The organism is Luteithermobacter gelatinilyticus (assembly GCF_005849285.1).
GTDB lineage: Bacteria > Pseudomonadota > Alphaproteobacteria > Sphingomonadales > Emcibacteraceae > Luteithermobacter > Luteithermobacter gelatinilyticus.
The window spans coordinates 524,416-540,400 of the sequence record NZ_CP040517.1 but is presented as its reverse complement, the minus strand read 5'-3'; the positions used below and the strand labels follow the sequence as shown (position 1 = coordinate 540,400).

The 15,985-nt window shown below is 57.4% G+C and carries 22 protein-coding genes; 1 reads left to right on the top strand and 21 read right to left on the bottom strand.

Annotation, left to right across the window (positions count from 1 at the left end; translation table 11 throughout):
* The gene (locus FE788_RS02490) at positions 1 to 519 is read right to left on the bottom strand and encodes an NlpC/P60 family protein (RefSeq protein WP_138379151.1); all 519 of its coding nucleotides are present in this window, start codon (positions 517 to 519) and stop codon (positions 1 to 3) included.
* A 16-nt stretch (positions 520 to 535) separates the two neighbouring features.
* Here FE788_RS02490 and FE788_RS02485 point away from each other — a divergent pair, with 16 nt between their 5' ends.
* Positions 536 to 1,243 carry a hypothetical protein gene (locus tag FE788_RS02485; protein ID WP_138379150.1) on the top strand — a complete coding sequence of 236 codons (708 nt, stop codon included), beginning with the start codon at positions 536 to 538 and terminating at the stop codon, positions 1,241 to 1,243.
* Positions 1,244 to 1,258: 15 nt separating this feature from the next.
* Here FE788_RS02485 and FE788_RS02480 read toward each other — a convergent pair whose 3' ends face one another.
* The 20 genes from FE788_RS02480 to FE788_RS02385 all read right to left on the bottom strand — a co-directional run bounded on the left by FE788_RS02480 (position 1,259) and on the right by FE788_RS02385 (position 15,913).
* Positions 1,259 to 2,101: a DUF2163 domain-containing protein gene (locus FE788_RS02480; protein ID WP_138379149.1), complete on the bottom strand. Its 843-nt coding sequence runs from the start codon at positions 2,099 to 2,101 to the stop codon at positions 1,259 to 1,261.
* Between the two features lie 115 nt (positions 2,102 to 2,216).
* Entirely contained in the window at positions 2,217 to 4,565 is a 2,349-nt protein-coding gene (locus tag FE788_RS02475; protein ID WP_138379148.1) for a DUF2460 domain-containing protein, read from the bottom strand.
* Entirely contained in the window at positions 4,565 to 5,137 is a 573-nt protein-coding gene (locus FE788_RS02470) for a phage tail tape measure C-terminal domain-containing protein (RefSeq protein WP_138379147.1), read from the bottom strand. The genes FE788_RS02475 and FE788_RS02470 overlap by 1 nt, the downstream gene beginning before the upstream one ends.
* A 130-nt stretch (positions 5,138 to 5,267) precedes the next feature.
* Positions 5,268 to 5,609 carry a hypothetical protein gene (locus tag FE788_RS02465; protein WP_138379146.1) on the bottom strand — a complete coding sequence of 114 codons (342 nt, stop codon included), beginning with the start codon at positions 5,607 to 5,609 and terminating at the stop codon, positions 5,268 to 5,270.
* Entirely contained in the window at positions 5,590 to 5,817 is a 228-nt protein-coding gene (locus tag FE788_RS02460) for a phage tail assembly chaperone (protein ID WP_138379145.1), read from the bottom strand. Before FE788_RS02460 ends, FE788_RS02465 begins: the two co-directional genes overlap by 20 nt.
* Positions 5,814 to 6,149 carry a GTA-gp10 family protein gene (locus FE788_RS02455; protein WP_138379144.1) on the bottom strand — a complete coding sequence of 112 codons (336 nt, stop codon included), beginning with the start codon at positions 6,147 to 6,149 and terminating at the stop codon, positions 5,814 to 5,816. Before FE788_RS02455 ends, FE788_RS02460 begins: the two co-directional genes overlap by 4 nt.
* A gap of 24 nt (positions 6,150 to 6,173) precedes the next feature.
* Complete coding sequence (locus FE788_RS02450) at positions 6,174 to 6,587, bottom strand: phage major tail protein, TP901-1 family (RefSeq protein WP_138379143.1); 414 nt, start codon at positions 6,585 to 6,587, stop codon at positions 6,174 to 6,176.
* Positions 6,588 to 6,602: 15 nt separating this feature from the next.
* A complete protein-coding gene (locus FE788_RS02445; RefSeq protein ID WP_138379142.1) occupies positions 6,603 to 7,010 on the bottom strand; it encodes a DUF3168 domain-containing protein in 408 nt (135 codons plus the stop codon).
* On the bottom strand, positions 7,007 to 7,345 hold the full coding sequence (locus FE788_RS02440; protein ID WP_138379141.1) for an HK97-gp10 family putative phage morphogenesis protein: 339 nt from the start codon (positions 7,343 to 7,345) through the stop codon (positions 7,007 to 7,009). Before FE788_RS02440 ends, FE788_RS02445 begins: the two co-directional genes overlap by 4 nt.
* Positions 7,342 to 7,668 carry a head-tail adaptor protein gene (locus FE788_RS02435; protein WP_138379140.1) on the bottom strand — a complete coding sequence of 109 codons (327 nt, stop codon included), beginning with the start codon at positions 7,666 to 7,668 and terminating at the stop codon, positions 7,342 to 7,344. Before FE788_RS02435 ends, FE788_RS02440 begins: the two co-directional genes overlap by 4 nt.
* On the bottom strand, positions 7,665 to 8,216 hold the full coding sequence (locus FE788_RS02430) for a head-tail connector protein (RefSeq protein ID WP_138379139.1): 552 nt from the start codon (positions 8,214 to 8,216) through the stop codon (positions 7,665 to 7,667). The genes FE788_RS02435 and FE788_RS02430 overlap by 4 nt, the downstream gene beginning before the upstream one ends.
* Before the next feature lie 78 nt (positions 8,217 to 8,294).
* Positions 8,295 to 9,494, bottom strand: a complete 1,200-nt coding sequence (locus FE788_RS02425) for a phage major capsid protein (RefSeq protein WP_138379138.1) — start codon at positions 9,492 to 9,494, stop codon at positions 8,295 to 8,297.
* A 3-nt stretch (positions 9,495 to 9,497) separates the two neighbouring features.
* A complete protein-coding gene (locus FE788_RS02420; protein ID WP_138379137.1) occupies positions 9,498 to 10,019 on the bottom strand; it encodes an HK97 family phage prohead protease in 522 nt (173 codons plus the stop codon).
* Complete coding sequence (locus FE788_RS02415; protein WP_210414105.1) at positions 10,016 to 10,375, bottom strand: DUF6127 family protein; 360 nt, start codon at positions 10,373 to 10,375, stop codon at positions 10,016 to 10,018. The genes FE788_RS02420 and FE788_RS02415 overlap by 4 nt, the downstream gene beginning before the upstream one ends.
* The gene (locus FE788_RS02410) at positions 10,372 to 11,595 is read right to left on the bottom strand and encodes a phage portal protein (RefSeq protein ID WP_138379136.1); all 1,224 of its coding nucleotides are present in this window, start codon (positions 11,593 to 11,595) and stop codon (positions 10,372 to 10,374) included. Before FE788_RS02410 ends, FE788_RS02415 begins: the two co-directional genes overlap by 4 nt.
* Before the next feature lie 210 nt (positions 11,596 to 11,805).
* On the bottom strand, positions 11,806 to 13,137 hold the full coding sequence (locus tag FE788_RS02405) for a phage terminase large subunit family protein (protein WP_138379135.1): 1,332 nt from the start codon (positions 13,135 to 13,137) through the stop codon (positions 11,806 to 11,808).
* The gene (locus tag FE788_RS02400) at positions 13,137 to 13,631 is read right to left on the bottom strand and encodes a hypothetical protein (RefSeq protein ID WP_138379134.1); all 495 of its coding nucleotides are present in this window, start codon (positions 13,629 to 13,631) and stop codon (positions 13,137 to 13,139) included. Before FE788_RS02400 ends, FE788_RS02405 begins: the two co-directional genes overlap by 1 nt.
* Positions 13,632 to 14,076: 445 nt before the next feature.
* The gene (locus FE788_RS02395; RefSeq protein ID WP_138379133.1) at positions 14,077 to 14,271 is read right to left on the bottom strand and encodes a hypothetical protein; all 195 of its coding nucleotides are present in this window, start codon (positions 14,269 to 14,271) and stop codon (positions 14,077 to 14,079) included.
* Positions 14,272 to 14,355: 84 nt separating this feature from the next.
* Complete coding sequence (locus FE788_RS02390) at positions 14,356 to 15,204, bottom strand: fructosamine kinase family protein (RefSeq protein WP_138379132.1); 849 nt, start codon at positions 15,202 to 15,204, stop codon at positions 14,356 to 14,358.
* Complete coding sequence (locus tag FE788_RS02385; protein WP_138379131.1) at positions 15,176 to 15,913, bottom strand: hypothetical protein; 738 nt, start codon at positions 15,911 to 15,913, stop codon at positions 15,176 to 15,178. Before FE788_RS02385 ends, FE788_RS02390 begins: the two co-directional genes overlap by 29 nt.
* Between the last annotated feature and the right edge of the window lie 72 nt (positions 15,914 to 15,985).

Below are 15,985 nucleotides of genomic sequence, written 5' to 3'. Positions count from 1 at the left end.
TCACTCCTTATAATGTGGGATATATTGCGGGAAAGTGTAATATTGAGGAAACGCGTAAACTCGGCGGAGTCTGTCCCTCCAGTCCTGATCCAGCCGGTGTTCCACCACCCTTCCCCGCCGGCCGCAGGCATGAATCAGTCCCTGTTCGGACAACAGGCCCGCATGCCGCAAAGAGTTGTCCAAAGAGTTGTCAAGTGCCAGCAGCACCACATCTCCCGGCAGGGCGGCCGTAACCGCCCGTTCGATCAGCCCCGCCCGTTGCGCCGCCTGTTCCAGCTCGCCGGGCCGGGGAAAACGGCGATAGTCACGGTGATCATCCAGGGCACAACCAATCCGCCGCCCCACATACAAAATCAATCCCACGCAATCCAGGCCGGCCCCGGGTTTTTGACCAGGAATCCGCCCCTGGTGACGAAAAGGGGTTCCCAGACAGAATCTTGCCGCTAGAATAGCGTTTTTTCTATAGAAGGCCTCTGCCAGACAGGAACGGTCAGAAGGCCCGGATAACACATCAGTCATGAAGGAATGGTCAATTATGGATATGAATATAGTGGGGATGCATATTCACGAACTGCGTAACCAGTGCCGCTACATCGAAGCCAATGTGGGCGTATTGAACCAGTCTCTGGAAAAGCAGGCGCCGGTGGGAGTCTTTTTTGCCCTTCAGGGCCTGATGACGGCGGCCAATCAGCTGGCCCGTATTCTCTGGTCCCCGCGCAAGAAAGGCCGGGACCGTGCGGCCCGGCTCAGGGAAATTCTCGGCCTGCCGGAAAAACATCCGCTGAATAATGAAAATATTCTCTCTCTGTGGGATTTTTCCGACGAAGCCAATGATCAGTGGATCACCCAGTCCAAAGGTGAATATATTCTTTATGACTTCATCGGCGATATCGCCAACAGCCCGCACAAGGATGTGGAGATGAAAAATATTTTCCGCGCCTTTGATGTCACCACCAAAATCTACACCTTCCGCGGCGTGGGCTACAATATGGAGGCATTGCTGAAAGCCATTGCCGATGTCAGCAACCGGGTCAACCAGATTCATGTGCGCCTGTTCCCCGATCAGTGGAAACAGGTGGATGATCAGGGCAACCCCGTAGCTGCCGACGGTGATGTCGCCAATGAGGACACCGCCGCACCTGAAAAACCCGAAAAACAGACCAAAGACAAAGCGGAAGATAAAACAGAAAAGAAAACACCTGGGGAAAAAACCGCGGCCAAACCAACCAAATCCAAAAAATAAGGCCGTCACAGCCCCTCATTTCAGGCCCGGGTAATAATACAGGCTGTCATGGCCCGGGAGGCGAGGTTCGCCTCGGAAATTCACAAAATTATTGAACTTGTTCCGGCAGGTTGCGGCTCTTTTGTCGCAGCCGGCCTGAACCTTGAAGACATCGCCGGTGCGAATATCATCCGGCAGGGGGTCATATAGCTGATAACTGCCACCGGCATAGGACTTCACCTCCCGCACCAGCCCGGCATTCGCCCCCGTGATCCAGCGCAGCAGGCCATAGGTAAACCAGCCATCGGCTTCCGGAGCGGCGGCCTCACTGAAGGTCTGGCGGTCGGTGACGGCGCTGGCTTGTCCGGTGCGCGTAAAGCGGGCCAAATCCACATGACAGCGCGGCCCACCCAGTTCCGCCCGGCATTCCGGGGAACAGATTTCCCCGATCTTTTGCTGCAACTTCTGGGTTAAGCCGCGAATTTCCGCTATAAAATGATGATCTTCCACGCTGACTTCCCCCACCCAGCCGGAGCGGTGCCGGATCCGCCCCTGTTCGGGTGCTGCCCAGTTAAGCTGAAAAACCTCCACCCGGGCATGATCATATCGCCCGGCAAGAATATCCTCCCGGCGGATGGCCCCGGAGGAGACAACGGCAGAGACCTCCAGATTATCCACATTCAGGCCATGACTGCTGCTAACCGCGCTGGGCAGAAAACCATCCACGGGCTGATAGGTGAAATGATCATGGATCACGGGGCGGTCATGAGTGGTAAACCCCAGGCTAATTCCGTCACGGCGTACCAGACGCCAGCACCAGCACAAGGTCAGCAAATCCTGCTGCAAGTGAGCCTTCAGATCCTGGGAAAGGGTTTTCATCTTATCCGCCTTTGCATGTTGATGTTTCGTCTGTCTTTTAGAGCGACCCGTCTTTTACAGTGAGTTGTGAGGAGATGACATAGAGTGAATTGTGAATAGGTTGGCTCAATTCACCCTAGGCCAGCCTTACCTCAATCAGGGAAATTTGCGGCACCTGTCCGGCGCGAAACGTTTCCAGGGTCAGCGCCAGACTGTCTTCGGCAAAACGAACCGGCACATCAAACTCAAATCCCGTTGTTATGGTTACTCCCGTCGCGGGCGGCACATCGAAGCGGACCAGCCCGGTGGTCTCTTCCACCGTCCAGCCCGTCAGCTGTTCTGCGCCGTCCAATGCCACCCGCACCGTTCCCACCACCGGTTTGTGGATTCTGCGGACCTGGTTTTCCGCCCCGCTCTGATACGTCTTGATCAGGTAAAAATCCGTTTCCAGACCGTCGCCCACACCGATCACCTGATCCTGTGCCCGCACGTCAGTGCCAGGCGGGCAACTTTTGTAATCGGACCAGTCCTTGAAGCGAAAACCATAGGCTCGACCTGCCCGAGCCCGGAAAAACGCCAGAAGCTCGGCCAGATCATCTTCGGAGCGCAAAGCCGTGCCCACTTCAAACACCAGACGCGGTTCCGCCCATTCCTGGATGCGTTGTTCATGGCCGGAAGCCATTTCCACCACCTGAGTGGAAAACACCGGACCGCCACTGGCTCCGTAGCCGATATCCGTGGGAAACTGTACTTCGTGAAAACCGCTCATGTCCTGATCCTGTTCCTGATTATACACAAAACCATCCCGCACCACCTGCGGCCAGGCCCAGACAAAGACCTGTTCAAAGGATCGGGAACGGCCGTCCCGGATCGCCCGGTCCATGTTGCGCCAGATTTCCGGATTCCCTGCTGTCAGATTAAATCCCGAAAAATAATGCAGCCTTTCCATTGGATAAGCGAGAGAGGACATCACCATCGCCAACCCCCTCTCATGATCCTTCCAGGCCGCGTCGATCACATGGTCGTAATCCTCGATCTGAAAGAAATCAAAGGCCGGCCATTGCCAGCTCCCTGCCGGAAAATTCGCCAGCGCCGCCATCGGGGCTTCATTCAGCAGCACCTGCGGCGTATAAAACAGCAGTCCCACGTCCGCCGTGGCATGAACGGCCTTCACCGCATCCCGGATCATCAGGGTGGACGCCGCCAGTTTTTCGCCAAGCCACACCAGATACGCCTCCTGATCCGCCGTATAGCTTTCCGTGGCCAGTTGATGCCGGGCCGGCACGGAAAGGCCGGTTTCCGCCGTATACAGCGCCGTGGTGGCGGGATCGTAAAAATGCGGCACGGACGACGCCGGGCCCAGACTGATCCACCACCAGGGTTCCCCAATCTGAAGCTTCACCGCCATCCCGGCCGCCACCTGTAGATCGGCCAGTTCCAGAAACACCTCCTTAAGGTAGGTCATGGCTGCCGTATGAGTCGGCGGCAACAGGGTCGATGGCGGGGCCCAGCCGGTCCGCGCCGGGCTGCCGTCATGAGCCAATTGCTGCCAGTCGTCGGGCGCGTATTCTGCCAGAAGTTCGTAAGACAGGGACAGGATGACCTCGAAACCGAAATATTGCGCCCGGGCCAGAAAATCCTGATGCCAGATCCGGGCGGGGGCATTGAGCCGATCCCGTGCCGGGTCCACACGATAGGCACTACCGTCCCAAGCAAGGCTGAAATAATGGCTCATCCCCACATAATGGGTGATGATATCGCGATACCCCAAGTGCAACATGGACCAGATCACCCGTTCCGGCGTAAGATGATAGGCATCGTCATAGCCATTGGCGAGGCGCACATCATGAGGCCGAACATATCCGTCCCCCAGTTTCAGGGTAGATGTGCCGCCCGAAACGCGAATATCCGACAGACTTACCTCTGCGGATTCCGGGATGGCCAATGGACCGGTATCCACGCCGTTATATTCCGACGGCACCAGGCTGATGAACAGTCGATCAATATCGCCGGGCCAAACGGGGTCGGCCTCTGCCGGAAGCGTGAACCCGCCATCGAGATTGTCAAAATCCAGTATAATTTCGGCGTCTTCGCCCGTACCGGTGGCATAATTGGCAAGACGCACATACCACACTCGCGCACTCCCTGTGGCATCCCGCCCCTCAATGGTCAAGGTGGCGCCATGCAGCGCCTCCAGAGACACAAGCCCCGTGCTTTGCCAGCGAAAGGAAAGTATCGTATTCGAATAATCCCGTTTTGTCTCATGAGCCAGAAGGGGATGATCCTCACGGTCTTCGCTGTCCCAGATCAGGCCGCACAAATCCTCTTTCCGATAAAACAGGACATTCACTTTCAATGAATCCGGTCCGGTGGTCACCACCGAGCCCATCATGGGACGAGGAAAATTCACACTCCAGTAGCGCGGCGTAAACCGGCGGATATAGGTGATCTCTTCCTGATCCTGCGGGGAAGCCAGCCAGAACATCAGAGATTTCTTTCCGCTTTTTCCATCGCTCGGCGCACCGCTACGGCAATCTGGGCGGCGCTTTTACGGGTCTGGCTCTCGCCCGCGCCCTGCTGGGTGAGATTGATGGTGATATTGGTCACCCGGCGTACGCCGTTTTGCGGCATGGGGCCGGCATCGGACACGATACGCCCCGGGCTGTGGGGTAGGAAAATTTCCGGCCCTTTTTCTCCCACCAAATAAGGCCGGTTTGGGGCCACCGCGCCCCCGCCTTCCCGGCCAAACAGAAAAGACGACAGCACAATGCCGCCCAGCGAACCGTTAGCCCCGCCCAGAATGCTCTCAAGACCGGACCGCAGCAACGTGTCCAGAATATCCTGAATCGCCGCCAGCGCCGTCCTTTTCAGACTGTCAAAATTCAACTCGCCGGTCCGTACAAAATTTGTCAAAGCCCGCGTCATGCCGCCGATCGCGGACTGCGCCAGCTCATCAAGCCCGGTAATTTCCTGTTTGAGGGACGCCAGATCGGTTTTGAACGCACTGTTGTCCGCCCTGATCTTCACGACCAAGGAGTCAAGAAGGGTTTCTGTCATGAAAAAAACCTTTTTGGGAAAACCTCTATGAGAACATTTCAGGAAGAACGGGACAGGCTTGCGCCCGCCACAAGGCGTGCCCCACAAGATCAGCCGGGCAAACCCGTTTCAGAAGCCGTAAAAGTTGAAGTTAAAGGGACCTCAGGAAAACCAGCCCGAACCGACCCAGCAGAAAAATACCGGCAGCAATGGCCACCAATTCTTCGATATATTCGATATTATTGTCCATGAAACGCATCACGACCACCAGCATGATCAGGATACCCACCGCCTGCAAGGCATTGGCCGTCCATTTGGCCCAGCGCATATATTTTTGTTTCTGCTTACTGGGCGGCGCGGCCTTCTGCTCCCGGCCGGCCTTGCGGTCGGCCACCCGTTGGCGCAAGGGTTTTCTTGGCAATTCTTTTTTTCGTCCCATCATAGGGCCACTATGGCCCGGAACATCGGTATGGTCAACTGTTTCTGTCATCATTGCGGGCCTTGTGCTGCTTTTCCATCAACTGCCGCAGTTCCTGCCGCGTCAGCGGCGTAGCGGAAGCCGCGGCCCCGCCCCGGCAGGCCAGATACGCCTCATAGGCAAGCCGCATATCCTGAGGCGTGGCAGACCAGAACGCCTGCGCATCCCAGCCGAGCAGACCAAAGCCCACCAGCAGATAATACCGCCATGGATAACAGCTCATACCCCCTGCCCGCGATCCGGCTTTCCCGGGGCCGGGGCCATCTCCTTTCCTCCGCTCAGGCACAGCGACAGAAGATCCCGCACCGCCGGCGTGACATGGCTCAGTCCCGCTTCCAGCAGCAGTTCGCCTACTTCCGCAAACGGCAGGCGCTCTTCCATGGTGGCCCAGACGACAACCGTCAGATCCTTCAGACCGATATCCCCTTCCGATGCCTTGATCGCCAGGGCAATCACACCCCCGAGGCGTTCTTCCATATCCATAATCGCCTGAAAACTGGGTTTCAGACGATAGTCACGCCCTGCCAAAGACAGGGTGATATAATTATTCCTCATATCCTTTACCCTTGTGATGCGATGTTATACGGCGGTAAAAGTAACCGGACCGGAGCTCTCCAGGCTGATGTTGTAACTACGCTCGCCATTATAATCTCCGGTATAGTCCAGCGCCGTGACCTGAAAAGCCCCGGAAAAGCTGGCGCCGCTTTCAAAGGTGACCTGATAATTGGCCACGCTGGCCTCAAGGGCTTTGCTCTGCATCAGCAGCTCACTGGCCGAATTAGTAAAGACCCCGCTGCCGCCCAATGCCACATGCCGGATGCCGGCACCGCTCAAAAGGTCCCGCCAGCCGCCGGACTCCTTATGGGTCACATCGACAATCTCATTATTGATGCGAAAGCTGGTGGAACGCATGCCGCCGATCACTTCGAAAGTTTCGGGGTTGCCCCCATCGCCAATTTTGAGCAAAAAGGCCCGACCTTTTTCCGCTGTCATGGATATCTCCTGAAGTTATGAAATCCGCATAAGGCGGGCGCGGTAACGCAGAATACCGTGCCGCACCCGGCCATCCGCCTCGAAAAAATTTTCAAAAAAGATGAATTGCAGGCTGACCAGGTCATATCCTGGCACACTGAGCATGCCCCCTTCCATCAGGGCATGAACCCGGTCCGCCAGGTCCTTAACCTCCCGACTGCCGCGTGCACCGGACCAGAGATGAATGTCAAACAGATGTTCTTCGCCGACAAAATCCTTACCGGACCAGTCGCGCACCTGATCATCGCCAATGGTCAGATAAGGCAGCGCCGTCTTACGCGGTACATGGTCATAAATACCGCTGATCATGGCCATGAGCGCCGCATCTTCGTTCAGACGGTCATATAACGCCATTTGCAGGGCTCCCGCCGCCAGCACCGTCATGTGTCTCCTCCGGGGAGTTTTTCCGGCCGATCCCTGACCTCCGCCACCGCCGGAGTCAGAAACGGCCGCGCCGCCATATGCCGGGTGCCAAATTCCACGAACCGGGCATGGGGGGCGCGGGTAATCACCTGATACCCCCTGGCATCGGGCAGGGGTTCCACCATCAGGCTTTCCGCCAGCCGGCTGGGGCCGGAAGACGCCTGTCGGGTGGCATAGACGCGCCGACGGGCCGCCTGGACAATCTGTTCCGCCCGCCGGCGGGTCACATCCGCAAGACGGGTTTCCCCACTGGCGGCATAAGCCGCCAGGGCTTTGGCAAACTGCTCTGAACTCATCTGTCTTCCTCCAGATCAAAATTGAGCCAGCGCTGATGCTGATCCGTCGCCACGGAAAGAACCCGCAGCGGCGTCCCCTGCCACAACAGACGTGTTGTTTCCATAAGGACGGCCTGATGGCGCAGGCGTACCCTGAAAGCCGGACGGGCCTGATCCTGATGGGCGTCTGTGCGCCGATCCGGCTGGCGGGGGATGATTTCTGCTCGCACGGTGGCAATGTCCTGCCACTGGACCAGAAAGCCGCCGACGCCGTCATCGGTCCGCACGGCCTTCTGGCAGACAACGCTGTGGCGCAACCGCCCCCGGCTCAGCGCCCGTCTCATAATTTCACCATCCGGTAAGGCTGCCAGAGCCGTTCCGCCAGCTCATAGTCCAGCATCGCTTCCTGGGCCTCGAATGTCGCGGCAATCCAGTGCAATATGCCCTGAGTAAGGCTCACAGGCACTTTGTCGGCGGTCTCGCCATAGCCGGCTCGGAAAGTGATCCTGATGCCGCCCCGCTCAATATCCGGATCCGGCAGACGTGCCCCGTTCACCGCCAGCAGACGCGGACGGTAAAAAGTCGTGTCCAGTTGATAAGCTGCCGGATCAAGGGCCGTGAATCCGCCCGCGCTATAAATATCCACCGCCTCTATGGTCAGAACCGGCGCAGAGGGCAAAATCACTTCCCCATCCCCCCAGCTATTCAGGGTCCATTGCCAGCTCTGCCCAAGCAGTTTGCGACCCGTGTAATTTTCACAAGTCTCCCGTGCCGCCGCGATCAGCACCAGAAGCAATGTATCATCGGCCGTAGTGTCGATTTTCAAAAACCGCTTCACATCATCCAAAGTCACCGGTTCCCCGACGGGCGGGGTGATCATTTGTAAATTCATGGCGCACCATTTTTCAAAAGAAAAAGCGGGTTCCGCACTGCGGGACCCGCCAGACAGTTTCAGGGAGGGAAATACGACTTACAGGGCGAATTGCAGTAACTTGATCGCCTGGTCATTGGTGACCGCCCCGCCCACGCGTTTGGTGGTATAAAAATGAACATAGGGTTTCTGGCTGTACGGATCCCGGAGGATACGTGTGCCGAGTCGGTCGGTAACCGTATAGGCCCGTTTCATATTGGCAAACGCCAACGAAAGGGAATCCGCCGCCTTGTCTGGCATATCGGCCACTTCCACCACCGGATAGCCCAGCAGGGTCTGGGCCATGCCGCGTTCCAGGCCTGGCCGCCACAGATAATTGCCGCCCGCATCCTTGAATTTGCGAATTTCCGCCAAAAGCGTGGTATTGAGATAAAATTTGCCTCCGGCCCGATACCCCGGCTTCAGACTATGAACCAGATCAACCAGAATATCCGACGGGTTAGCTGCCGGCCAGTCACCACTTACCCCGGTAGCCAGCGTCTGAATCTGGCCAAAGGGCCGTGCCCCGTCCCCGGCTGCCGACGTGGCATAGGTCAGAAAACCTTTCGGTTTGTTCAGCCCGTCGCCATTGACAAAAGCCGTATTTTCCTGCAATGCGAATTCCTCGGCCAGTTCTTCGGCAAGCCATGCTTCCACATCGAAATAAGCATCATCCAGCATGGTCTGGGTCGCCGCCGGATTGGCATAAATTTCGCCCAGCGGCGGGGCAATTTCCGCCAGCTGCGGTCCGTCGGTCTCCAGGCGATTGCCGGTTTCCGCCACCCAACCCGAGGTGACACCGCCCAAATTGACCAGTTTCTTGTAGTTGGCAGAACCGATATTCACCACATGGCATTCAGCCCGAATGGGGGAGAGATCCCGAAGACGTTTTTCAAGGTCCCGGTCCAGCTCCACCGGCACCGCATATCCACCTTCGGCGTCCACGCCTGTATTTAGCGCCTTGCGATCCGTCACAGGCAACTGTCCTTTGCGGATAAACCCATTATAAAAGGCTTTGTCGGGGGCCTCCTCCGTGGTCTGTTTCTGATCAAACCCCGGGCGCTGCGCCGCCTGATGCAGACGGTTAACCACCCCCTGAAGGCGGGTCATTTCCTCATTCAAGCGATCCAGTTTTTCTTCTGTCAGGCCATCCGCGCGGCCGTTTCCCTCAAGCTCCGTCAAACGCTGATCATTAGCGGCCTTGAACGCCTCGAAATGCCGTGTCAGATTTTCGAGGGCTTCTTTGGTTTCCAAAGTCATATGTTACCTTTCCTGTGTCATAAGGTGGGTCAAATGCCGCAAACCGGCAAGAAAAGCGGCCTGATCCGCCGCCAATTCGATCATGCTGTGATCGTCTTTAAACGAAAAAACCCGCGCCCGGTCATTCATGGGAAATGTGACCAGTGAAATTTCCCACAGATCCAGTTCCCGCAGGCGGCGCGTACCGTCCTCCCCCCGCTCCGCGCGAATGGTATGAAAGCCGATCGACAGGCCGTCCAGGGCCCCGGCCTTCATCAGGCCGTGCGCTTCACGGGCGCGCTCCACATCCATCAACAATCGGCCGCGTACGAATAAACCGTGCCGGTCCTCATACAGGTCTTCCAAAATACCAATGGGTTCGCGCGGGTCATGTTGCCATAAGAACTTGACCGCCGTCGGCCCCCGCTGTTTTAGGGTCGCCTGAAACGCCCCCGGCAACACCATGTCCCGGCCCCGGTCCACCACGTTGAACACGCTGGCATATCCTTCAAAACGTCCCGTTGCGTCATGTGCCTCATCGCTCATGTCATTCCCCCAAAAAATTGCCCGACATTCAGGATCTTCATTTTGATGGCCAACCCCAGTAAAAGCGAGGTGAGCAAAAACCGGATCAGCCAGCGGATCACCGTCTGGCGCAGAGTGCGCTTGGCTTCGCGCCAGCCCTCCAGCAGGGTGCGCAACTCCCCGATATCCCCCGACGCCCGACCATCCTTCAGGCCCAATTCCTCCAGAACCCGGGAGGCGCCTTCCTCACTGGCCTGGTCGATAAGTTCATAAAGGGTTTCCGGTGAGGCCCCTTCCCGCCAGGCCCGATGCGCCAGGGTCATCAACGCGGCTTTGGGCAGGCCTTTCTGTTGCGTCTTGCTGTGCGGGACCGTCATGAGAGGCGGTCCCCGCCCGGAACAGGGCCAAGCCCCACTGCGGCGCGTTTTTCATTGGGGGTCAGGAACTCCGCCACCCCAACCCGGTGCCAGAGCGCCTGACGGTCATGAGCCAGGGCCGGAATGGCGTCCCGATCATAGGATAATTTCAACTCCGCCCCGTAAAGCGGGCACAGCCAGCCATTAAGCGCCGCCATCATCTTGTCCATCATCGGCAGCAGCGTCATCCGCCATAGCGCCCGATTGGCTTCCTGATAATTGCTGTAGGTATTATCGCCGGGGATGCTCAACAGCATGGGCGGGACCCCAAAGGCCAATGCGATATCCCGCGCACTGGCATGTTTACCGTTGATGAAATCCAGGTCCGAAGGCGACAGGGCCAGTTGTTGCCATTTCAGCCCCCCTTCCAGCAATAGCGGCCGCCCCGCATTGCGAACTCCCTGGAAACTGTCGGCCATCTCATCTTTGAGCCGGGCAAATTGTTCATCACTGAGATGTTCACGGCCCTCGCGCGGCTCAAACACCAGGGCCCCCGATGGCCGCGCGGCATTATCAAACAACGCCTTGTTCCAGTTCTGCGCCGCATTATGGATGTCCACGGCAAAAGCCGCCGCCTCCAACGGCGACAGACCGTAATAGTCATCCAGCGGATGAAAATTCTTCACATGCAGGATCGGGCTTTGTCCTGTCAGGTGATCCACAGGAAACCGGTGATCCTGGCCGGCCAGACTATAGACATAGGAGTCCGGCCATCCTGTTCGCCCGGGGATGATTTTCATCCGGTCCGGCCTCAGGGCATATAATTCGCCGGGCCGGCCATCGGCGGTAGTGACCAGCTCCACATAGCTGTTGCCGGCCAGATTGAGATGAGCATAAAGCATCTCGAAAAACATGACCCGGCTTTGCGCCGGGTTGGGCTGGTCCAGAAGATCCAGAAGAGGATGACGGTCTAGAAGCCTGTCGTTCTGATGAAGCCTCAGCGGAACGGAAGCCGCGCTTTCCGCCAGAAGACGAATGCAGCGATGGGCGATGACATTTTTACGGTATCCTTCTTCGGACAGGGATTTATAGGTTCGGTTGCTCCACCGGGCCTCCCCCAACCCCAACCACACGGTCTCCCCCGCCCATTGCAATCCTGCCACGGCGCTTGCCTTGTTTTCCGCAGGACTACGCCTGCCGGGCACTATATATTTCTGATAAAAACGCCGGATCGGATTCATGGTTTGATTCTCCGTTCATAAATTCACTCTGGAAACCGGTAACGAACGGCAAAGTCTCTGCCTGGCCTGCACTATGGTCCATCTTGCTCTATCAATATTTGCAGGAGCAGAACCTTGCCGCCGTCCCGTAGCCCACCCCGCCTACCCCGGCGCGGCGCACCGCAAAATGTTCAAAATCCTCATGCTTGTCAGAAATCAGCGGGGTTCGCCTCATATCTGGCGAATGCGGGGGTCCTGTGTTCCCCCCAGAAGCAGATCCGTCATGGCCCAGACCAGGGCATCTACCCGATCCGGGCTGCGTCCTGTGCTCAGTCCCTCGGGCGTGAGAGCACACATTTCCTCTTCCAGTTCCGGCAAAAAGCCGTGATGAAAAATGCGACCCTGTTCATACAGCGCCGCCACCGGCTCAGCACGAACGATCTTGCCCCGCGTGGCCCGTACGGCCCGATAACTGAGAGCCGGATCCACCTGCCGCAACAGACTTTCGACCAGATCACCGCCATTGTTGACTTCCGCCACCAACCGGTCCGCCGCAAAGGCGTGACAGGCTGTGACTGCCTGCCGGGCCCAGCCCAAAGGCCCAAGCCCTTGTACCGTTCTGTCCGCCAGAACAAACCCCCGGTTTGCCGCATCCACACCGGCGATCACAATGCCGCAACTATCGGCCTTGCGGCCGCTGGAGACTGGCGGGTCCACCGCCACAACAATGCGTTTCAGATCCGGTAAATCCTGGCACCGGCATTTTTCCAACTGATCCCGGGTCCATAACGTCCCCGGACGATCGCTCAGAAGATCACCGTAAAGTTCCTGCCGCCCCAGACGTGTCCCTTCGTAACGTGCTCTGACCTCTTGCAGAAATGCCTCGGGCAAATGGGCACGGTTATCAAAAGTTGATCCCCGGGTGACCACCACCCGGTCTTGGCACAAAAGATCTTTCAACAACGGGATATTCCGGGGCGTGGTGGTCACCATGACCCGCGGTCGCTGACCCAGGCGCAACCCGAACAACAGATTCGACCAACAGTCCTCCACATGTGCCCATTTGGCCATCTCGTCAGCCCAGGCCACATGGTGCTGCGGACCACGCAATTGATCGGGCGCTTCCGAAGAATAAATAAATGCCTGGGCGCCATTGGGCCAAACCAGCCGTTTTTTGCTGATTTCAAAGCTCAGCCGCTGGGCCGGCGGACTGCAATTAAGAATGCCGCTTTCCCCTTCGATCATGGTGAGCACAGCATCCATCCGGTTGTCCGCCACCAGGGCGATCCGTTCCGGCGCCCCAGGCGGGGCCTTAAGCGGGCTTGGCCCTTCCACCTGCCCGCGCAACCATTCCACGGCCATGCGCGTCTTGCCAAACCCACGCCCGGCCAGCACCAGCCAGCAAAACCAGTCTCCGACGGGCGGGCGCTGCTCGGGCCGTGACCAGAACGCCCAGTCATAAAGCAGGGCCCGACATTCCGCTTCCGTCAGCGTCTGCAGGAGGCGCTGGCGTTCCGGCGCCTCCAGGCGGGATAAACGCTCCGCATCGGACACGCCGCCCATTATTCCCCAGGCAGATCAGCAATAGTTTGTTCCGGCATGTCATCCCCCTTCCGTGCCGCCATGTCATTTAACTGGTCCAACAGCTTCCGTCGGGGCGAGTCCGACATCTGAGGCGTTTTCTGGTTTTTGTTCGACTTGATAGCGAAAATCTCCGGGCGATGGGCTTTCAGCAAAAAAATCGCCAAACGTTCATCGGTGTTTTTTTTCTGTCCCGCCGGCAATCCCGGGCGACCCTTTACTGCACCAGATCCGTTCGAGAGACCCAGGGCTTTTTCCCACAACACCGCTTCCAGCTTGTCCAATGCCTCCTCCATGGCCTCCCGCCATAATTTGCGGAAGCGGGCATTGCTGTTACGCCGCCGATAGACGAAAGACCTGTCGGCCTGCGCTGCTTCGGTTGCCGCCGTCACATTGCCTGTGTGGCGCAGGGTCTGGAGAAAGATCCGCTCCTTATCCGTCGACCAAGCACGCTGTCCGACACCTCTTCCGCTCACGCCCCATCCTCCACAAAAAAAGCGCCGTCCTGCGGGCAGCGCCTGATCCTATTCGGTCTGGAAAAATCAGCCTCTTCTGGAGACAATTTCTCATCATGGAATATATACTAACTTATTAACCCCTATTTGTCAAGAAATTTTTCCTATAAATAGGATTAAATAGGTAAAATTTTTATTAGAATTTGCCTAAAAATCAAATAAACAAATAATATTTGCCTATTTTACCCCTATTCTGTATTGTTTTTAGTGGATGAAGGTCTCAAGCCCCCTTCATCCACCGGTCTGCATGGCCTTACTCCGGCCATGCCGTGTTGCCTTTTACGCGATTTAAGGCAACACGTGATCGAAACCCTCCTTGCAACTATGGCGCGCCCCTATCGGGGCGGCGCCATTTTTTCGATTCCCCCGAAATATCCTTTTTAGAGTGAATTGTGAATAGGTTGGCTCAATTCTGTTGGCGGATTGTGGCCCGCTTCACGCGGAAGACGGCGCCGGGCGATGCGGGGCATCGGGCCAGGCGTCTGACCCAGGAGTCTGACAAAGTGAGCGGCCCCAAGCCGCCAACCCGAAGGGCCGGGCCGATCTGGTCCAGTTCCGGCGGCCTTTGGCTTGGCCGTACCGCCAGTATGGCCTGCGCCAAACCCCTGGCTCCTGAACCAGACCTGACCGGCAGAATGGGTCAACCTATGCACAATTCACTCTAGATAAATCCCCTCGCGCAACATCACTCGCCTAAACGATCAAGAATTGCACTTACTTGCCCCACATAGCTGCCGCCAAACAGCCGCACATGCACCAAAAGCGGATACAGCAGATAAATTTCCCGCCGGCTGTCAAAAAACTCCTGGTCCAAAGGTCTGAGCGCCTGATAGGTCTCAAAAAAATATCTGTCCACTGTGCCGAATAGGGTCATGAACGCCAGTTCGATTTCCGCATCACCGAAATAAAGCGCCGGGTCCACCACCCCCGTGATTCGCCCATCCTGCGACAGAATGTTCCCGCCCCACAGATCCCCATGCAGCAAAGAAGGACGCGGCACATGCCCCAAATAGAGTTCCAGCCTGTCTGCAAAATCCATCAGACGGCGATGCACGGCTTCCGGCAACTTCCCCGCTGCCCGGGCCTCCTCCGCCATGTATTTCAGGCGCCGCTCCCGAAAAAAGGTCAGCCAGTCCACTGTCTGTCCATTGGGCTGGCGGAGCGGACCGATCACCGTATCCCGGGCGAACCCAAACCTTTCCTGACCAATATCGTGCAACATGGCCACCAATTCCGCCAGGTGGCGCTGGGCCATCCGATCAGACGGTCCCGGGCAGCCCGGCAGATACTCCATCAATATAAAATCCTTTTCCACCAGGAACAGTTCCGGAACCGGCAGAGCAGTCCTGTCCCTGAGATAGCGCAGCATAAAAGCCTCGCATTCCAGGCCCGCTCCCTGTTTCAGCACCACTTCCTGGCCATTTTCCAGCATCAGCAGGGATAACTGCCCGAGACAACCGCCGGACAGGCTTTTTTGCTGCTGAACGGGAGAGGAAAAGACTTCTTCAATGTGCTGCCGTATCCGGCTGTCCATCGTCGGCCTCCGGTCCAAAATTCTCAGAAGTAGTTTCAGAACTACTTTCAGAGATAGGTTCATTTTTATCCGCCTTCCGCGGTGGCGACCAGCCGTCAAGCCAGAGGGGGACCGGCACGATTTCCGGGGGCGTACCATTTTTATGAAACCAGCTATCCACCACGTAATGCCCCCCATCCCTTACATGCCCCTGCGCATCCAGCTCCTGTATCGTGGCCGAGTTGTGGGGCCAACCATCCAGAACATTGCCCCGACTCACCGGTTTCCCCAGTCGGTGCCAGCGTATCAGGCCGGCCTGGCGCATCAGATAAAGATAGGTAGAGGTATTAAAGGCCTCGTCCACACAATCCATTTGCCCGCGCGGCGCCAGATTGAGCAAACGCGCCCGGCCTTCATCCTTGGCGGTACCGCTTTTCGGACCCACCAGCTTCTCCATCAGGGCAATAGCCTGTTTGATTTGCTGCCGTTCTTCGGCCGGGCTTTGCGCCGCCGGCGAAAAGGCGCCTTTGACCCGCTCCCATTCCCCGGGCGCAAGTCCCACCGGCACATAATACCGGCACCCATATCCATGACAGACAAAAAACCGCTCAGGGCTCTTGAGCGATGCCTGATGATGATTCAGCTGTGCCCGCGATCCGCCGGCACAGGCAGACAGCACCATCACCGCCATCAACAGGCTACTCCACAGGAGATTCTTTTTGCAAGACATGGCAAATTCCCGGCAAATTCCCGTTGTCCGTCTTCCCGAACGCCTCTTCCGTCTTTCAGTTCCGCTGACTGA

Bases quoted from the DNA above. Each gene is read 5' to 3' on its own strand.
- FE788_RS02420 (WP_138379137.1), bottom strand. From the start codon at position 10,019: ATGAGCGATGAGGCACATGACGCAACGGGACGTTTTGAAGGATATGCC.
- FE788_RS02390 (WP_138379132.1), bottom strand. From the start codon at position 15,204: ATGGACAGCCGGATACGGCAGCACATTGAAGAAGTCTTTTCCTCTCCC.
- FE788_RS02435 (WP_138379140.1), bottom strand. From the start codon at position 7,668: ATGAGACGGGCGCTGAGCCGGGGGCGGTTGCGCCACAGCGTTGTCTGC.
- FE788_RS02480 (WP_138379149.1), bottom strand. From the start codon at position 2,101: ATGAAAACCCTTTCCCAGGATCTGAAGGCTCACTTGCAGCAGGATTTG.
- FE788_RS02450 (WP_138379143.1), bottom strand. From the start codon at position 6,587: ATGACAGCGGAAAAAGGTCGGGCCTTTTTGCTCAAAATTGGCGATGGG.
- FE788_RS02475 (WP_138379148.1), bottom strand. From the start codon at position 4,565: ATGTTCTGGCTGGCTTCCCCGCAGGATCAGGAAGAGATCACCTATATC.
- FE788_RS02455 (WP_138379144.1), bottom strand. From the start codon at position 6,149: ATGAGGAATAATTATATCACCCTGTCTTTGGCAGGGCGTGACTATCGT.
- FE788_RS02470 (WP_138379147.1), bottom strand. From the start codon at position 5,137: ATGACAGAAACCCTTCTTGACTCCTTGGTCGTGAAGATCAGGGCGGAC.
- FE788_RS02405 (WP_138379135.1), bottom strand. From the start codon at position 13,137: ATGGGCGGCGTGTCCGATGCGGAGCGTTTATCCCGCCTGGAGGCGCCG.
- FE788_RS02485 (WP_138379150.1), top strand. From the start codon at position 536: ATGGATATGAATATAGTGGGGATGCATATTCACGAACTGCGTAACCAG.
- FE788_RS02385 (WP_138379131.1), bottom strand. From the start codon at position 15,913: ATGTCTTGCAAAAAGAATCTCCTGTGGAGTAGCCTGTTGATGGCGGTG.
- FE788_RS02465 (WP_138379146.1), bottom strand. From the start codon at position 5,609: ATGATGACAGAAACAGTTGACCATACCGATGTTCCGGGCCATAGTGGC.
- FE788_RS02410 (WP_138379136.1), bottom strand. From the start codon at position 11,595: ATGAATCCGATCCGGCGTTTTTATCAGAAATATATAGTGCCCGGCAGG.
- FE788_RS02430 (WP_138379139.1), bottom strand. From the start codon at position 8,216: ATGAATTTACAAATGATCACCCCGCCCGTCGGGGAACCGGTGACTTTG.
- FE788_RS02460 (WP_138379145.1), bottom strand. From the start codon at position 5,817: ATGAGCTGTTATCCATGGCGGTATTATCTGCTGGTGGGCTTTGGTCTG.
- FE788_RS02490 (WP_138379151.1), bottom strand. From the start codon at position 519: ATGACTGATGTGTTATCCGGGCCTTCTGACCGTTCCTGTCTGGCAGAG.
- FE788_RS02425 (WP_138379138.1), bottom strand. From the start codon at position 9,494: ATGACTTTGGAAACCAAAGAAGCCCTCGAAAATCTGACACGGCATTTC.
- FE788_RS02415 (WP_210414105.1), bottom strand. From the start codon at position 10,375: ATGACGGTCCCGCACAGCAAGACGCAACAGAAAGGCCTGCCCAAAGCC.
- FE788_RS02440 (WP_138379141.1), bottom strand. From the start codon at position 7,345: ATGAGTTCAGAGCAGTTTGCCAAAGCCCTGGCGGCTTATGCCGCCAGT.
- FE788_RS02445 (WP_138379142.1), bottom strand. From the start codon at position 7,010: ATGACGGTGCTGGCGGCGGGAGCCCTGCAAATGGCGTTATATGACCGT.